The sequence below is a fragment of the Melghirimyces thermohalophilus genome, assembly GCF_900102685.1.
Taxonomy (GTDB): domain Bacteria; phylum Bacillota; class Bacilli; order Thermoactinomycetales; family DSM-45169; genus Melghirimyces; species Melghirimyces thermohalophilus.
Map to the genome: position 1 here is coordinate 1 of NZ_FMZA01000001.1, position 16,118 is coordinate 16,118.

At 50.7% G+C, this 16,118-nt stretch carries 13 protein-coding genes and 1 pseudogene; 8 read left to right on the forward strand and 6 right to left on the reverse strand.

Annotation, left to right across the window (positions count from 1 at the left end; all coding sequences use genetic code 11):
• Window positions 1-227: pseudogene (locus tag BLP91_RS16915) on the reverse strand (transposase); the annotation flags it as partial.
• 303 nt (window positions 228-530) lie between these two features.
• Between BLP91_RS16915 and BLP91_RS16475 the strand changes: the two are divergent.
• Window positions 531-671, forward strand: a complete 141-nt coding sequence (locus tag BLP91_RS16475; protein WP_176757710.1) for a hypothetical protein — start codon at window positions 531-533, stop codon at window positions 669-671.
• Between the two features lie 633 nt (window positions 672-1,304).
• Here BLP91_RS16475 and BLP91_RS00015 read toward each other — a convergent pair.
• The 3 genes from BLP91_RS00015 to BLP91_RS00025 are packed head-to-tail and all read right to left on the reverse strand — an operon-like array spanning window position 1,305 to window position 4,146.
• Window positions 1,305-2,246 (reverse strand): 1-phosphofructokinase family hexose kinase, encoded by a 942-nt coding sequence (locus BLP91_RS00015; protein ID WP_091565157.1) that lies wholly within the window; start codon window positions 2,244-2,246, stop codon window positions 1,305-1,307.
• Window positions 2,243-3,082 (reverse strand): class II fructose-bisphosphate aldolase, encoded by an 840-nt coding sequence (locus BLP91_RS00020; RefSeq protein WP_091565158.1) that lies wholly within the window; start codon window positions 3,080-3,082, stop codon window positions 2,243-2,245. The genes BLP91_RS00015 and BLP91_RS00020 overlap by 4 nt, the downstream gene beginning before the upstream one ends.
• Before the next feature lie 2 nt (window positions 3,083-3,084).
• Window positions 3,085-4,146 (reverse strand): SIS domain-containing protein, encoded by a 1,062-nt coding sequence (locus tag BLP91_RS00025; protein ID WP_091565159.1) that lies wholly within the window; start codon window positions 4,144-4,146, stop codon window positions 3,085-3,087.
• Window positions 4,147-4,394: 248 nt separating this feature from the next.
• Here BLP91_RS00025 and xylE point away from each other — a divergent pair, with 248 nt between their 5' ends.
• Window positions 4,395-5,849 carry a D-xylose transporter XylE gene (gene xylE / locus BLP91_RS00030; protein ID WP_281220303.1) on the forward strand — a complete coding sequence of 485 codons (1,455 nt, stop codon included), beginning with the start codon at window positions 4,395-4,397 and terminating at the stop codon, window positions 5,847-5,849.
• Window positions 5,850-5,927: 78 nt separating this feature from the next.
• On the opposite strand, the gene BLP91_RS00035 is transcribed toward xylE, so the two are convergent.
• Complete coding sequence (locus BLP91_RS00035) at window positions 5,928-7,115, reverse strand: ROK family transcriptional regulator (protein WP_091565160.1); 1,188 nt, start codon at window positions 7,113-7,115, stop codon at window positions 5,928-5,930.
• A 221-nt stretch (window positions 7,116-7,336) separates the two neighbouring features.
• Here BLP91_RS00035 and xylA point away from each other — a divergent pair, with 221 nt between their 5' ends.
• Together xylA and xylB are read left to right on the forward strand one after the other, a co-directional pair.
• The gene (gene xylA, locus BLP91_RS00040; protein ID WP_091565163.1) at window positions 7,337-8,650 is read left to right on the forward strand and encodes a xylose isomerase; all 1,314 of its coding nucleotides are present in this window, start codon (window positions 7,337-7,339) and stop codon (window positions 8,648-8,650) included.
• Between the two features lie 69 nt (window positions 8,651-8,719).
• Window positions 8,720-10,216 carry a xylulokinase gene (gene xylB / locus BLP91_RS00045; protein ID WP_091565165.1) on the forward strand — a complete coding sequence of 499 codons (1,497 nt, stop codon included), beginning with the start codon at window positions 8,720-8,722 and terminating at the stop codon, window positions 10,214-10,216.
• A 139-nt stretch (window positions 10,217-10,355) separates the two neighbouring features.
• Here xylB and BLP91_RS00050 read toward each other — a convergent pair whose 3' ends face one another.
• Window positions 10,356-12,014 (reverse strand): hypothetical protein, encoded by a 1,659-nt coding sequence (locus BLP91_RS00050; protein WP_091565167.1) that lies wholly within the window; start codon window positions 12,012-12,014, stop codon window positions 10,356-10,358.
• A 166-nt stretch (window positions 12,015-12,180) separates the two neighbouring features.
• Here BLP91_RS00050 and BLP91_RS00055 point away from each other — a divergent pair, with 166 nt between their 5' ends.
• The 4 genes from BLP91_RS00055 (at window position 12,181) to BLP91_RS00070 (ending at window position 16,063) form a co-directional block, all read left to right on the forward strand.
• On the forward strand, window positions 12,181-13,245 hold the full coding sequence (locus BLP91_RS00055) for a M42 family metallopeptidase (RefSeq protein ID WP_091565170.1): 1,065 nt from the start codon (window positions 12,181-12,183) through the stop codon (window positions 13,243-13,245).
• Window positions 13,246-13,416: 171 nt separating this feature from the next.
• Window positions 13,417-14,157: an isochorismatase family protein gene (locus BLP91_RS00060; RefSeq protein ID WP_091565172.1), complete on the forward strand. Its 741-nt coding sequence runs from the start codon at window positions 13,417-13,419 to the stop codon at window positions 14,155-14,157.
• 16 nt (window positions 14,158-14,173) lie between these two features.
• Window positions 14,174-15,274, forward strand: coding sequence for an NADH-quinone oxidoreductase subunit D (locus tag BLP91_RS00065; RefSeq protein WP_091565175.1), 1,101 nt, complete (start codon window positions 14,174-14,176; stop codon window positions 15,272-15,274).
• Between the two features lie 183 nt (window positions 15,275-15,457).
• The gene (locus tag BLP91_RS00070) at window positions 15,458-16,063 is read left to right on the forward strand and encodes a DedA family protein (RefSeq protein WP_091565177.1); all 606 of its coding nucleotides are present in this window, start codon (window positions 15,458-15,460) and stop codon (window positions 16,061-16,063) included.
• Window positions 16,064-16,118: the final 55 nt, after the last annotated feature.

Below are 16,118 nucleotides of genomic sequence, written 5' to 3' on the forward strand. Positions count from 1 at the left end.
CGTTGATGAAGGCGGGTCAAAGTCGAAATTTCTTCCATAGGAGCGGCTAAAAAAGCACGGAGAATCGCCTCCCGGGAATATCCGCGAGCTCCTTGGGGGGAAGATTTTTTCATTTCCTTCACATAGGGTCGAAGATCGAGCGTTTCAAAAAACAAGGGCAACCGATCTTTGGACTCAATTTTTAGCCATTCTTCAAAGGAAAATAGCGTTCCTTGGAGAAGATACAAGTGACTTCCCTCCTCATGGGTTTTCGGTTTGGTCACTTGAAAACTTCTCCATGATGGGGTGAAGTCCTTTTTCTATGCCTGAGGAGCCTTGCTGCTCAAGGGGTTTGAAATCTGCAAAAGGCTCTTTTAGGATATCCGGCTTTGTTTATTTATAAATTTGGTTAACCCTGTGATTTCATTATCGTTGCAAAATTATTCAAATGGTATCGGCAATTTTTATTTTTAAGATGCTGTAATCATCGACGAAATAGTATGTGTCCATGTTATATTAGTTTGTTCCCCAGGAGTTCATGGGTACGTTTATTGAAAAACTACTTCATCCAGCGGGATAATAAGATTGAAACTCTCTTAAAGAGAGAGGAGGAAGAGCGGTTACAGGAGATCGAGGATACTGAACAGGAACAGCAGAAAAAGCTAGATGAATATATAAAGGGTTCCAATTAAGAAAAAGGACCCACTAAGGGTGGGACGATCGTCCCACAGTAGTTTCAATGAAGATGTAAAAAACCCTCTGCAGGAGGGTTTTTATTGTGTCTTCGATTTGGCGGGAGGGGTAAACGCTTCTTCCAGTATCGACATGATGATTGTGTCGTGCCATTGTCCCTCTCGAATGCGGCCTTCTTCTCGAAAGCCCAAGCGGTGATCGAGTGCGATGGCGCGGTCGTTAAAGGAGAATACGCGCAAAGATACCCGATGCAGCCCCAGTTCGTGAAAAGCAAACGTCAATAAGAGTCCCAAGGCCTCGGTGGCCTATCTTTTTCTCCCAGAAGCGAGTTTCAACTCGATCAATGATACACGCTGCATTCCGTTTGAAGGGATCGATATGAGCCAGGGCACACACCCCCATCGGTTGCTCGGCTTGTTTCTCGATGATCACATCGCATTTTACATGGGAGCCCAGCATGGATTGGGGCAAAACTCTTCCGTCTCTTCCAGACTGTAAGCATCCGGTGCAGGGTTGGTCGTTCGTATCACGTTCCAATTATTTCTCCATGCATGATAAACGGGGATATGCTCTTCCGAAAACTTTTTCAACGTTCATCATTCGGACTCAAACAAGGTGGAATCATCCTCAAATTATAGCGATTTTTCTTGTGGTGAGACTTGTACTCTGTTGACAAAAGCCATCACTTGGTCTGGATCGATCTCACCCGCCCATCGGTGTTGGGCGTTGGAGGCGGCTGCGGCTGTGGCCCAGGCGAGGGCCTTCGGAATAGGCTGGTCCTGGTAGAGGGCGGCGATCAGACCGCCTAGAAAAGCATCCCCGGAGCCGACGGGGTTAAGGGCTTCGACGGGAACGGGGAAAAGATGGAAGACTTTTTCCCGGTAGGCGGCCCAGGCCCCCTGGGCGCCCAGTGTGACAATGGCCAGCGGGATGCCGGATCGGTTCCAGGATGTCAAAAGGGAAGGGAGTTGTGTTTGTTCGGCTGGATCGAGGTCGGTGATTTGTGCCAGCTCGTATAGGTTTGGTTTGATGATGTCAGGAGAAGCCCGGAGGCCAAGGGCCAGAGGTTGACCGCTGGTATCCAAGGCGGTCTGCGCCCCGCTCTCTTTGGCCAATTGAATCAATTGGGCATAGGCGTCGTTGGGCACTCCGGGGGGCAGGCTGCCGCAAAAGAGGACATACCGGCTCTCCGGGGACAGATCAGCCAGTCGCCTCTGAAATGTTTTCCAGGCTTCCGTTGAAATCGAGGGACCCCGCTCCAATAACTCCGTTTGGGTGTTCACCTCCTCATCCAGGATGTTGATGCAGTCTCGAGTCTCCCTGTCGATAGGGAGCAGGTTTTCTGGGATGCCCAGCTCCGCCAGTTGGCTTCGGATCCACCCCCCGTTGCTGCCGCCGACAAAACCGATGAGCTGTACCGGACATCCTAACGCCTTCAGCACGCGGGCTACGTTGATCCCCTTGCCGCCGGAGCGGCGGATCACCTCGGTCACCCGGTGCACACGACCTGGTTCCAACCGGAGGAGGCGATAAGTTTTGTCCACCGCCGGATTCAGGGTAACGACGGTGATCATGCTGGACTCTCCCGATGGGGCTCTCCCGCCGACTGGGTCCAGGCGATTTTTTCGCGGATCACGTCGCTGACCCCTTCCCGGGCGACGCGGAAGATTTTGCGTGGGTCGGTCTCCTCAGGAGAGTCGGTGAGAAACCGGCGCAGCGTTGCGGAAAAGATCTGTTTCAGCTCAGTGGAAAAATTGACCTTGGCGATACCTGCTCGGATCGAGCGACGGATCTCTTCCGGTGGAACCCCGGAAGCACCATGCATCACCAGCGGGATCCCCGTGCGGCAGGCGATGGCTTCTAGACGGGCAAGATCCAGTCGCACAGCCTTACGATAGACACCATGGGCTGTGCCGAAGGCGGGAGCTAAAAAATCAGTGCCGGTAGCGGTGACAAATTCCTCGGCGTCGGCGGGATCGGTCATTTCAGATGCATCGATGGTGCCCAATTCGGACTCCACCGGCACTCCCGCAGCATGAGCTGCTTCCGTCACTTTTTTCACCAGCCGGATATTTTCTTGAAAGGGGAGGTGGGAGCCATCAATCATCACTGAGGTGAACCCCTGGCGGAGGCAGCGGATGACGGTGGTGAAACTGTCACCGTGATCCAGGTGGAGCGAAACGGGAACAGGAACCCGATCAGCAGCGGTACGCACCATGGCGGTGATAAAATCGGCCCCAACCTGCTTCAGCGTGGCCGGTGTGGCCTGCAGGATGACTGGGGATTGCATCGCCTCTGCTGTTTCTGTGACAGCGCGGATCATGTCCAGATGATGGGCGGGAAATGCAGGGACAGCATAACCGTTACGGCGGGCATCTGTCAGCAGCTCCTTAGTGGAAACCAGGGGCATCTTCAGTCCCCCCCTTTGTCGTTCAGGCGGACCACCTGACCCAGGTTACGGGGTTGGTCCGGGTTTTGTTTCAGCTGAAGGGTACGGTAATAGGCGAGCAGTTGAAGGAAGGGAAGATACAGGATGGACCGACTTCCGTCGCCTAACCCCGGGGGCAGCTCCACTGATCGATCCGCTCCCAGCGTCCCCGCTTGTTCACCGATGGCAGTGACATCGGCGCCGCTTTGTTGCAGGTCTAGAACCAAGGCTTGTTCATGGGGGTGACCAACACGGCTTTTCAACAGAAACACCCGGGACTGCCGATTTAAGGTGGAAATGGGTCCATGCCGAAACTCCAGCGGGTTAAAGGCTTCGCAAAATGTTTGGGTCATCTCCTTCATTTTCAGCATTCCTTCACAGGCCAGCCCGTAATAGGCACCCAAGCCAAGGTAGACGAAATGTGTAAAGGATTCCTCCGCTCCCAATTGGCGCGCTGTCTCTTCCGCAGTGGAGAGATGCTTTTCTCCCAGGGCCGGAACTTGCCTCAATTCCCGCAACAAGTCTTCATTCCCTGCCACAATGGCCGTCCACAATTGGAGGGAGAAGAGGAGATTGGTGAAGGAGCTGGTCATGACCACGCTTTGTTCCCGAATGTGGGGTAGAGCGAGGGCGAATCCGGCGGACTGGGCCAGTTGGCTGGCGGGTTCGCCGGTGATTGCCAGGGAAGGGGCGAGTCGTCTCTCCTGTACCACTTTTACGGCACGGACAACTTCCGACGTCTCCCCCGAACGGGAGGAGGCGACCAGCAGAGCCGGGCGGTCGGGAGGGAAGAAAGCCGTCGGTTGGATCATGATCTCCGAAGCAGGAACCGCCTGAGCAGGGATCCCCGTCTGCTCCTGAAACAGGCGGGCGGCGGCTATGGACAGGTAATAAGAAGTTCCGCACCCGGTAAACAAGATGGATTCCGGTTGTCTCTCCCGAAAAAATTGAAGAAGGGAGGCTCGTTTTTCCGTCCACACCTCCCACGTTGTCTTCCACGTGTCCGGCTGTCGTCGAATTTCTCGAAGGGTGGCATGATATTGCAAGAAAACACCCTCTTTTCAGAAATTTTTCAACCCAGGTATAATATACCACCGGCGAAGGCGAGGAGCAAGGTCACTCCGATTACAGGAGTGGGATCAGCCTTCCAATCAGAGACATACAAGTTCCGAAAACAAGCGATTTTGGGTGAACTTTAGTTGACAACGCTTACAAAAGAAATTATCCTTTGTTCAAAGGATAAACAAAGTTGAAACGATGAATGGATCGGTATAAAGAAAGGAGGAAGGTGTAAGTGTCGTTGGGAGATTATAAGGAATCTCACCCTGTTGCCCAGTTCAAAAATCAAAAGAATAACTTATTTGTTGCTTTAATTACATTTGTGGCGACCCTAGGTGGATTACTGTTTGGTTATGATACCGCTGTTATTTCGGGTGCAGAACAGTCATTGGAGCATTATTTAATCCATCCTTTGGAGTTAAATTCAATCATCCATGGATTAACGGTCTCCAGTGCTTTGATTGGCTGTATGATTGGCGGAGCGATATCCGGATTCTTTTCAAATCGTATGGGAAGAAGAAACTCCTTGAGATTAGCCGCAGTATTATTCATTATTTCGGCTTTAGGATCGGCCGTCCCTGAGTTTCTTTTTTTTGAAAAGGGTGAACCCAGCATCGCTCTTTTAATCATGTTTAATGTTTACAGAATTGTTGGTGGAATAGGGGTTGGTTTAGCATCCGCCATTTCACCGACTTATATCGGAGAGATCGCACCGCCTCAGATTCGTGGAAAGTTGGTTTCATGGTATCAGTTTGCTGTCATTTTTGGGATGCTTGTTGTTTATTTTGTTAATTGGTCGATTGCTAGCGGGCAAAGCATCGAATGGATTCGCGATATAGGCTGGAGGTATATGTTTGCATCGGAAGCTATACCGGCGTTCCTATTTTTGGTTCTATTATTTTTTGTACCGGAAACTCCACGTTATCTCGCCAGGAAAAACAAAAATAATGAGGCCCTTCGTCTTTTAGAAAAACTGAGTGGTTCAAAAGAGACGGCCCAATCGATTCTGTTTGAGATAAATGCTTCATTTAATACCACCCGTACTTCGGGAAGTCTATTCTCCTATGGGAAATTAGTAATTGTGGTTGGTATTTTACTCTCTGTCTTTCAACAATTTGTCGGAATCAATGTTGCCTTATATTATGCCCCCCGTATTTTTGAGAGCATGGGGGCCGGTCAACATGCATCGATGGTGCAGACGGTGGTGATGGGGGCCGTAAATGTCATTTTTACAATAATAGCGATCAAAAGGGTGGATCGATGGGGAAGAAAGCCTTTGTTAATGGTAGGATCCGCGGGAATGGCGGTTGGTATGTTTGGTGTGGCTGGGTTGGCTTTTTTCGATATGATTGGACCTGGAATCTTAGCTTTTATCATCCTATACACAGCCTCTTTCATGATGTCATGGGGACCCGTTTGTTGGGTACTCCTCTCTGAAATCTTCCCCAATAAAATTCGCGGGCAAGCGATCGGGATCGCTGTTGCTGCACAGTGGGTAGCCAACTTCTTCATTTCCTCCACCTATCCTTCCATGATGGAAGTGAGTGAAGGGTTCACTTACGCTTTTTACGGAGGAATGAGTCTCTTATCCGCGTTATTTGTTTGGAAACTCGTCCCTGAAACAAAGGGGAAATCACTTGAAGAATTGGAAGCGTTGTGGACTCCAAAAAAGAAAAAAATAAGTGCTTAAGACGGGGGCTTGGCTCCCTTCAAAAGAAAGGGAAACCATCCCTTTACCAGATGGTTTCCACAGAGGCTGTGTTATGTTTCATTCCACGGATATTTTCATATCGGAGAAGAAGTTTGTAATAGAGACGGAGGCAGCGCCCAAAGCGCAGGAATGGGCCCCTAAGCTGGAAAACGCGATTTTCATATGCCCGCGGTGATAAGGTAAGGCACGGTTTTCAACGATTCGACGAATCGGTTGGCTGATCCATTTTTCCGCTTTGGCAAACCGGTTTCCTATAATGATCAGCTCGGGATTGAATGTATTGACGATGTTGGTTAAGCCGATCCCTAAATATTCACCGGCCTGATGAAATAACCGGATCACTTCATCGTTTCCTTCGTTCGCCGCTTGAAGATACCAATCGAGATTAAACTCTTCAGTTGAATCGGCTGAATCGATGGATAAAGTTTTTGCCTGTTCCAAAAAGGCGCGTTCGGAAGCATATAATTCCCAACATCCCCGATTACCGCACCGACATTTTTTACCGTGGCTTTCAATGACAGAATGCCCCATCTCACCGGAAAAACCGAGCGCGCCTTTATATAAATCGTTGTTTATGATAATTCCCGTTCCAATTCCGATCCCGACACTGACATAAACGAGGTTTTTTGTGTCTTTTCCTGCGCCGAAGAGGTGTTCCCCGATCGCTCCGGCATTGGCTTCATTGTGAACGGTGACCGGTAGTTGAAATTCCTTTTTGACTATTTCCGATAGGTTGACGTTTTTCCATCCTAAGTTAGGGGCAAACAAAACAGTCCCTTTTTCCTCCACAATACCGGGAACCCCGATTCCGATCCCAACGATTCCTCGTGGGCTGTCGGGAGCCCGTTCAATCAGGGTTCGGATCGACTGAAACAGGGTTGAGATAACTGAGTCAAAAGAAATATTTTCTAAAGTCGTTCGAATTTCTTCCACCGGATTTCCTTCTAAATCGGTCAAAACCGTTAAAATGTAATTCACACCCAGATCGACGCCGATTGCAAACCCGGCAACATGATTGAATAAAAGCATCACCGGCCTTCTTCCACCGCTGGATTCGCCGGGGCCGATTTCGTAGACTAGATTGTCATCGATTAAATCCTTGACCAAGCTGGAAACGGTTCCTTTGTTTAGGTTGGTCGTTTCGGAGATCTGCGCCCGTGAGATGGGGTGATTTTGCCTGATGGTATCAAAGACGATGGATTTATTGATTTTTTTTATCAGGTATTGATCGCCGGTTATTCGCATGGAGTGACCCTCACTTCATATCATGATGAAAGAAATATCTTAGTAAAAAATGTCATTTTATTTACAAAGGCTCGTTTTCCAGTATATAAAAGTTTCACAGAATAATAAAGGAACAGCCATAGTACTCCAGTTTGTTTAATCGATAGACAAACTATTTTGGAGATGATAGGATGGTTTGTGATGAAAGCGGAAACATGATTGTTCTTTAGGAGGGATTTGACGTGGGATATTTCAGCGGTATAGGCACCATTTCCTATGAGGGAAAGGATTCCAAGAATCCGTTCGCTTTTAAACACTACAATCCGGAAGAAGTAGTCGGAGGAAAGACGATGGAAGAGCATCTCCGGTTTTCCGTCGCCTACTGGCACTCCTTGACCGGCGATGGGGCGGATCCCTTCGGTCGCGGAACGATAGAAAGAGAGTGGGACCGCTTTTCGGGAATGGATCTGGCTAAAGCCCGCGTGGAAGCCGCTTTTGAGCTCTTTGAAAAGCTGAATGTTCCGTATTTTTCTTTTCATGATCGGGATATAGCTCCTGAAGGGGAAACCTTGCGGGAAACCAACAAAAATCTCGATCAAATCACGGCCATGATGAAGGAATATATGAAGGGGAGCAAAGTGAAGCTCCTGTGGAATACAGCCAATCTGTTTAAACATCCGAGGTTTGTTCATGGGGCGGCCACGTCCTGTAATGCCGATGTCTTTGCCTACAGCGCCGCCCAGGTGAAAAAAGGATTGGAAATAGCGAAAGAATTAGGTGCGGAAAATTATGTCTTTTGGGGTGGGAGAGAAGGATACGAAACCCTCCTCAATACGGATTTGGAACTTGAATTGGATAACATGGCTCGGTTTTTACGGATGGCAGTGGACTATGCGAAGGAGATCGGGTATACGGGACAGTTTCTGATCGAGCCGAAGCCCAAAGAACCGACGAAGCACCAATATGATTACGATGTAGCATCGGCGACAGCCTTCCTGCAAAAGTATGATTTAGACGGTCATTTCAAGTTTAATATCGAAGCCAACCATGCGACCCTTGCCGGGCATACTTTTCAGCATGAGCTAAGATGGGCACGAATCAACGGGATGCTGGGCTCCGTGGATGCGAACCAGGGAGATGACCTGTTGGGGTGGGATACCGATGAATTCCCCACCGATCTGTATGAAACCACCCTGGCGATGTATGAAATTTTGAAAAACGACGGGTTGGGAACAGGGGGACTCAACTTCGATGCCAAGTTGCGACGGCCTTCCTTTGAGCTGGAGGATTTGCTTTACGCCCATATCGCCGGGATGGACAGTTTCGCCAAAGGGTTGAAGGTGGCTCATCGGCTGATCGAAGATGGAGTTTTTGAAGAGGTCCTGGATCATCGTTACCGCAGTTTCAAAGAGGGAATCGGCCGTGACATCGTATCCGGAAAAGCCGATTTTCACACACTTGAAACCTATATCCAGGACAAAGAAGAGATCCGTAACCAATCGGGAAGACAGGAGCAGCTGAAGGCGGTTCTGAACCAATATCTGTTGGAAAGTTGAAGCAAGAAGGAGTCGATGGCGTTCCTTCGGGAACGTCATCCACCTTGGATGTAAGGGAGCGAGCCTGTTGTGAAGTATGTGATCGGGATCGATCTGGGGACCAGCGCTGTCAAAGGGCTGCTGGTAAACCAAAATGGTAAAGTGATCCAAGAAGTCTCAAAGAGTTATCCCCTCATTCAGAATGCTTTCGGTTACAGTGAACAAGATCCGGAAATATGGGTCGAACAAACGATACGGATGCTTGCCGAGCTAATAGATGTCTCCGAAGTCGATCCGGAAGAGATCGAAGGGCTCAGTTTTTCTGGTCAGATGCACGGGTTGGTATTGGTGGATAAGCAGGGCCGGCTGTTGCGGAACGCGATTTTGTGGAATGATACGCGTACAACAGAGCAGTGCCGAAGCATCGACGACCGGCTTGGCAACCGGCTGGTCGATTGGACTAAAAACATCGCACTAGAAGGATTTACACTGCCCAAATTGTTGTGGGTTAAAGAAAACGAACCGGCGGTTTTCGAGCGGACGGCTCAGTTTTTGCTGCCCAAAGATTATCTTCGGTTCCGGATGACAGGCGTATGTAACAGTGAATATTCCGATGCAGCAGGAACCTTGATGCTAAATGTAACGGAAAAACGGTGGAGTGAGGAGATCTGTGACTGTTTCGATATCCCAGTCGACATCTGCCCCCCGTTGGTGGAATCCGATCAATGGGTGGGGACGCTTTTGCCGGAAATTGCTTCCCGGACCGGTCTGCAACCCTCGACCAAGGTTTTCGCTGGGGGAGCCGATAATGCCTGCGGGGCGATCGGGGCCGGTATCTTGTCGGAAGGGAAAGCTTTGTGCAGCATTGGAACCTCTGGAATCATTTTATCCTACGAAGAAAAGAGAAATCGGGATTTCCGCGGAAAACTCCACTTTTTCAACCATGGACAAGCGAACGCTTATTATGCGATGGGGGTCACTCTTTCTGCCGGTTACAGCTTGCGTTGGTTTAAAGATACTTTTGCCGGGGAGGAGAGCTTTGACGAACTGTTGAAGGAGGCGGACCGTGTTCCTATCGGTGCTAACGGCTTGTTATTTACCCCTTATCTGGCCGGGGAAAGAACCCCCCACGCCGATGCGACGATTCGGGGGAGTTTTATTGGTATCGACACTTCCCATACGAGGGCCGATTTTGTGAGGGCGGTGATCGAGGGGATCACGTTTTCCCTGAATGAAACCATCGAAATCCTGCGCAAGGAAGGAAAATCGATTCCCACGATCGTCTCCATCGGAGGTGGGGCAAAAAATTCGAGTTGGTTGCAGATGCAAGCAGATATTTTCGATGTTACTATTGTCGGATTGCAAAACGAACAGGGACCTGGCATGGGGGCTGCTATGTTGGCGGCGGTCGGCTGCGGCTGGTTCGGATCCCTGGAAACATGTGCGGAACGATTTGTACAGCCTTCTGTCGAGTTTAAGCCCAATCCGAAAAATGTAGACAAATATCGAGAGTTGTTTGCGGTTTATCAAAGGGTGTATGAACAGACAAAGGATTTAAATCAACAGCTAAAAGCGTTCAGGAACTAACGGATAAAGCGGTATCTGGAGATCAACTGCATGGAAAGGGAGTTCCGCCTAGCTACCGCTACTCGTATTCGTAAAGCTTCCGGTTGTCGATGATAAAAACCCCAACGGTTTGGATACCGTTGGGGTTTTGTCATGGTTTTTACGGATTGACGGACAGGAGGTGATCCAGTTTTTTGCCCATCTTTTGCAATTGTTGCCGTTGGTCCTGATCAAGAGAGGTGTGGTCATTGAGTCGCTCCAGCAGGCGGTTGAGCCGGTGCAGGGCTTGCTGGTTACGCCCCTCGACTATGGCGGTGAATAGCTGGCCTGCCTCCTTTTTCATCGCCTCGCCCCCGTAGCTGTTCACCTGGTGGTGGAAGCGGTACAGGGTGTACATCATCATCGTTGTCAGATACACACGCAGCCTTCGCTGGGGGTCAAAGATCAGAGTTTCCCCGATGACGGCGGGATGATTGGAGCGATAGGTCCAGCCTTCCGGCTTTTCAAAACCTGGATTGGCAAGCTGGAAGCCGGTTGGTTGCAGCTGGTCGAAACCGGTGTAAAACCAGCTGGTCGGCCCTTTTTGTTTGCGATAGAGACGCAGAGAGAGGACGGCTTCCTTTTTTCCTTTTAAGTGCGGGGTCAAATGAATATGAGCTCTTTTCCACCTTTGGGTCAGGTCCTGGTGGACATCCCGTTCCCATACGACCTGTCCGTCGATCAGTACTTGTTTTACATATTGCCCGTTTCTCAACCTCCAGGGATAGACGCTGAGATGGTAAAAATCGAGAGTGTATTTCCCGCTGCCGTCGGGAACAATGGGCTGCTGCCACTCTCCCCAACCTCCAGGGGACGGATGGTTTCCCGGGGGGACAAAGAGGCTGCCGTATCCAAAACCGCTGTGTGCGGAGCGATCTTTTCGCTCGGGAAACCATTCCTTTTGCAATACATAAGTGATCAATCCCTGCAGATTCCCTTTACGCATGTGGTCCAATCCGATCCGCATGCTGGTCTGAATATAACGGACGGAAGGATTGGACGGGGTGGCGGACAGTTTGCTCGCATGAACCATCAAGACCAGCGGAAGCTGCTCTTTTCTCAGAATGCCGGCGGCTTGTTCAATCTGTTCATCCAACTCCCGGGTGCGTTGAGTGTTGCGGTATTTTCCGTCCCGGTAGGTCATGATTACGCCGTCGATCAGGGAGCGGTAAGGTTTGATCAAATCGGGTTTGATGCCGGTATAGTAAATCTGGGGGTAAAATTTCAGCTCCGGGTTCATTTTGCGGCCGGCTGAGCGCATCTTGGCCACGTATTCCGGCGAAAAAAAGGAGTAATTGTGATTGAAATCGTCCATAACGACGCCCTTTAAATTTCCGTATGATTGGGAGAGCCGGCCGATCGCCCGGAACCAGGCGATGTAATCGGTGCCGAAGGGTTCCGAGGATTTGCTGCGCGCCTCCGAGGGGGGGACCAGATAGACCCATACATCGATCCCTGCTTTTTGGGCGGCAGGAAGGAACTCCCGGCGCAGGTCATCCCAGTCGGTGGGGGCATGCCACACTAGGTAGAGATAGGAATTGACCCCCAGCTCCTTCAGTTTACGGATTGTCCGCACGGTATCCACGTGACGGATACCGTCCTGACGGGGATGAGGCTCTCGTAGTTCCCCTGCGTAATCCCCCAGGATGGGAAGCGGTGCTTTCCTGTCGGCATATGCCGCGGCAGGGGCGGACCACGACGAAAAAGGGAAGAGAAGGGGGAAACAGAGGGATAAAAGCAGAACGGGAAGCAAACCGTATCGGCAGAAGTTATGAATCATGCATCGTCACCATCTCCCATGCATTCTTAGGCCCAGCCCCTTTCCATCCACCCGATAGTCTGGAGAGACGGGTGATGAAATATGTGCCGCATGATAAAAAGGCACGCAAGCACCCATAATACATATGAAAATGCGGCTATAGGGCCCAAGGAGTGTGAAATGTGAGATGGAATTGCTGAAGGAGTTGACGGAAGCGAACGGGGTGCCCGGTTATGAAGGCAGGATCCGCCAGATTATGCACCGAGAGCTGGAAGCGATGGGAACATCGGTTATCACCGATGGTTTGGGCGGTATTTTTGGCCGGAAGTCGGGCGCCTCGGATAAACCCCGGATCTTGCTGGCGGGGCATATGGATGAAGTCGGTTTTATGGTGAAGGAAATCCATAAAGATGGATATCTGTACTTTACTCCCCTCGGTGGCTGGTGGAGTCAGGTGTTATTGTCCCAACGGGTAGCAGTGATGACGGAAAAGAAGAATTTTACCGGTGTGATCGGGTCCAAACCTCCTCACCTGTTAACCCCGGAGGAGAGGAAAAAGGTTTACCCGATGAAAGAAATGTTTGTTGATATCGGTGCACGGAACGCTGAACAGGTTAAAAAGTGGGGGATTCGGGTGGGGGACCCCATCGTTCCCATCTGTCCCTTTGAGATTCTGCCTGATCATGACACCATCCTGGCCAAAGCTTTGGACAACCGATTTGGCTGTTATCTCGCCTTAGAGGTGATGAGGCGTTTACAGGAGACGGATCATCCCAATACGGTGTTTGGCGGAGCCACGGTCCAAGAAGAGGTGGGTCTCAGAGGAGCCGCCACCGCTCCCGACGTGGTGGAACCGGATATCGCCTTTGCCTTCGACGTGGGGGTGGCTCAAGATGATCCGAAGGGAAACCCGGAGACCAAGCCCCATCTGGGTGGGGGACCTTTGATCACCTTTTTGGATGCGACCATGATCCCCAATATCCGGCTCAGAAATCTGGTGACGGAGACGGCGGAAGAGCATCAGATTCCTTACCAGGTGGAGACGATGACCGGCGGTGGCACCGATGCTGGGAAATTTCATCTCCATGGCCGGGGCGTCCCGTCCCTGGTTGTCGGGGTGGCGGCCCGTTATATCCACAGTCACGTCTCCATGATCAGCAAGAACGATGTGGAACACGCCATCCGACTGATGGTCGAAGTGATGAAAAAACTGGACAATCAGGCCTTGGAGAGCTTCCGCTTCGACGGATAAGTTTTCTTTTCCCGATCTTCCCTTTGCGTCCACTGTCAGAAGGCGGCGTAAAGGGGTTTTTTGTTTCTGGGGAGGTCACATTCCAGCGATGGAAACTCAATCGCTTTCATGGTAAGATAGGGATCGGAATAGGCAGAAGGTTCGAAAAACCTATGGGTAGGAGAGAGATAAATGCATAGTCGAGATGCTTTTCTTCATGTTGTAGATCGGGAAATGGCCAACCTTCCCTCGGAAACAGTCGCCCAGATGGTAGAGCGGGCGGGGGGAATGGATCGGGTGTACCTCCTTTTGGTCGATATCCTAAATGGTTTTTGTAAAGAAGGTCCCCTCGCTTCCGATCGGGTGGGCGGTATGGTGGAGCCGGTAACAAGGTTGGCACAAAGTCTGGTGGAAGCGGGTTTGCCTGGTAGTCACCTATTGTTTCTCCAAGATGATCATCTGCCGGATGCCAAGGAATTTAGCGCTTTTCCGCCACACTGTATCCGCGGAAGCGCAGAAGCGGAAACGGTGGATCGATTGCAACCCTTTCTGAACATATCGGGGGTGCGTTTGTTTCGAAAAAATGCAACCAGCGCCCTCTTTAGTCAGGATGAACAGGGAGTACAACTGTTTCAGCTTCTGGATGATGTGTTTGAAAGAGGGCCAGCTACGTTTCTAGTGGTCGGTGATTGTACCGATTTGTGCATTTATCAAAACGCTATGGGCATTCGACTGTTGGCCAATGAGCGAAACGCCGATGTACGGGTGGTGGTATCAAAGGAACATACCCGCACCTATCACACGCCGGTGGAAGTGGCTGAAGAACAAGGGATTCCCGCCCATGACGGCGACCTGTTGGAATCAATCTTTCTATACCACATGAAAATAAACGGGATCGAAGTGGTGGCGACGATTGAGGGAGAGCAAGGCTGAAAGGGAGGATGATCCGATGCCATTGCGGACGGAAGAAATGTTGTTAAATGTGGGACCCCAACACCCCAGCACCCACGGCGTGTTCCGCTTGATCCTCCGGATCGACGGGGAGATCATCCAAGAAGCCACCCCCGTGATCGGATATCTCCACCGGGGAACGGAGAAGCTGGCGGAGGATCTGACCTATACCCAGATCATCCCTTACACCGACCGAATGGATTATTTGAACGCCATGAACAACAACCACGCTGTCGTCCTGGCTGTGGAAAAGCTGATGGGGGTCACCGTGCCGGAGCGGGCGGAATATTTGCGCGTCATCGTTGACGAACTAAACCGGGTAGCCAGCCACCTGGTCTGGTTCGGCACCTATTTGATGGATATCGGGGCGGTCAGTCCCTTTTTATACGCCTTTAAAGATCGGGAAAAAATCGTCGACCTGTTTAATGAGTTGTGCGGAGCCCGCTTAACTTATAATTATATGCGGGTCGGCGGCGTCAAGTGGGATGCGACAGCGGAATGGATTGAGAAGGTGAAACAGCTGATTCCCTACCTTCGCTCCCAGTACGATGAATATATGGACCTGGTCGGGGGCAACGAAATCTTTCTGGCCCGGGTAAAAGGGGTTGGGAAATATGATGCCGACACGGCGATAAAATATGGCTTATCCGGGCCGGGTTTGAGATGTACCGGTGTGAAGCGGGATCTGAGAAAGGATGATCCTTACTCGGTCTACGACCGCTTTACCTTTGATGTGCCCGTTTCGACGGCGGGGGATTGTCAGGCTCGGTTTTTTCTCCGCATGGAAGAAATCCTTCAATCCTTGTCCATCGTGGAACAGGCCGTGGCTAACATCCCCGACGGCCCTGTCATGGCTAAAATCCCGCGGGTAATCCGTCCGCCGGAAGGGGAAGTTTTCTCGGCGGTGGAAAACCCGCGGGGAGAGTTGGGGGTTCACCTGGTCAGCAAAGGGAAGGATAAACCTTGGCGGATCCACTGGAAACGTCCCTCCTTCAGTAACTTGCAGATTTTGCCCCGGCTCCTGAAGGGGGAAAACGTCGCCAATCTGATCGCCATCCTCGGCGCGGTAGATATCGTGCTGGGGGATGTGGATGCTTAAAATCTCCGAACAACGGCCTACAGGCCGTTTTTTGTTTTAAGCCCGACTGTTGTCCCATATACTAATAGTAGTGGAGATGACAAGCCGCTGGTAAACACGATCAGCGGTCAGGTTCTTTTTTAGCGGAATCAATTTTGTGGTATGATGGATTCGTGTTTATGTGACAGAAAACGGGGTTGAACCATGGAGCAAACATTGTTCGATCTGCTTTCACAGTACGGATACCTAGGAATTTTTCTCTTCCTGGTGATGGGGATCGTGGGTCTTCCTCTACCTGATGAGATCATGATGACTTTTATCGGTTATCTCGCTTCGGTGGGGAAGCTCAACCTCGCATTCACTTTCGTCAGTGCCCTGGGCGGTTCCGCAAGCGGGATCACAGTCAGCTACTTCCTGGGAAGGAGTCTGGGGTATCCGTTTTTGAAGCGATACGGGAACAAGTTTTTCGTCACCCGGAGACGGTTGCGCGTGACGCAGGTTCTGTTCCGCAAATATGGAAACTGGTTACTGTTTTTCGGCTACTTTATCCCAGGAGTTCGTCACGTGACCGCATATCTGGCTGGGATTTCCAAGATCAGCCTCAGCCGCTTTGCTCTCTACGCTTACTTCGGAGCCATCGCTTGGTGCACCACCTTTATAGGACTGGGGTATCTCGTAGGTTCTCACTGGGACAAAGTGTTTCAGAAGCTACACCAGTATACCGCGTTGGCGCTTTGGGTGTCCGTTCCGCTGTTGTTGGTCTGGATCAGCCGTATGATTTATCAGCAACACAACTCCGTGAGAAAATGAGAAAGAAGACAGGGAGTCTACCCCTTCTGCTACTTTCTTGCATATTCTGTTAGCA